At 46.1% G+C, this 1,101-nt stretch carries 2 protein-coding genes; both read left to right on the top strand.

All coding sequences use genetic code 11. The features are described from left to right. Window positions 1-820, top strand: an 820-nt coding sequence (locus R7Q48_RS24680) for a DMT family transporter (RefSeq protein ID WP_318132747.1), incomplete at its 5' end; no start/stop codon positions are given. Between the two features lie 100 nt (window positions 821-920). Continuing rightward, on the top strand, window positions 921-1,101 hold a 181-nt coding region (locus R7Q48_RS24685; protein ID WP_318132749.1), incomplete at its 3' end, for an SRPBCC domain-containing protein.

The following is a 1,101-nucleotide window of genomic DNA, read 5'->3' on the forward strand; positions in this document are numbered from 1 at the left end:
GTTCAGCTTTCTGCGATTTTTCCTACCTGCGCTTATCTTGCTCTTAGTTCTGATCCCGAAAGGCATCAAACTGCCGAAATCGACCGAGTTGAAGCCCACTTTGCTACGCGCACTTTGTATTGGTCTGTCTCAACTCTGCTTTATTGCGTCTCTTCAAACGTTAACACTGGTCGAAAGTGTTGTCCTTTTTGCTACAGGCCCGTTGTTTATGCCTGTGATTGAAAAGCTTGTCTGGCATGGAAAAATTCGTGCGTCCACCGTTTTTGGTATTGTGATGGCGTTTAGTGGTGTGGTGTTGTTGGCTGGAACGGAAGGCGAATTTACTTTGCGATACGACTTACTGCTTGGTTTGGCTGGCGGTCTGTTTAACTCCGGCTCACAATTGACGCTGTATAAAGTCAGCAAAAGTAATATGTCACCGCTAGAGATCAACTTCTGGGCGTTTAGCTTTGCCGCGTTATTTATTCTGCCTTTGGTGCTTATCAACGATGGCTCTGGACTGTTGGGGGCTCATTCATTCTCACTATCCGTTGAGCCTAGTGTGCTGTTGCTATTAGCCATGTCGATGTTGATCATCAATACTCAAGTGTTTCGTGCAAAAGCCTATCAACTGGCCAGTAGCGGCTCTCAACTCGCACCACTGATTTTTACCAACTTGTTGTTTACGGCCGTTTGGCAATCACTTTTTTTCGCTGATGTAATGAGCCGCACTCAAATCGCGGGCATGGGCTTAATTGTGCTCGCGACGGTATTGAATGGGTGCTGGGATGTATTGGTCAAGCATCATCAAAGCAAGGCGTTACAAACGAGAACATCTTAGTGCCTCGTAAAAGTAAGTTGAGATAAGCATTTAAAACGCAAGCAAATTTGATTTTTCCTGAGAATAAACTAGCGTCAATGAAGGTTCAGGGAGAGAAAACATGCTTACATTAAACTATTACGTAGAAATAACCGCGACTCCGCAGCGCGTATGGAGAGTGCTGACGGATGCTGAGCTTTACAAGCGTTGGGCGCAGGCATTTTCACCTCAATCTCAATTCGAAGGGGAGTGGGAAGAGGGCAGCGACATCACCTTTTTTGATCCGGATATGGGCGGTACGC

The organism is Vibrio sp. 378 (genome assembly GCF_033339435.1).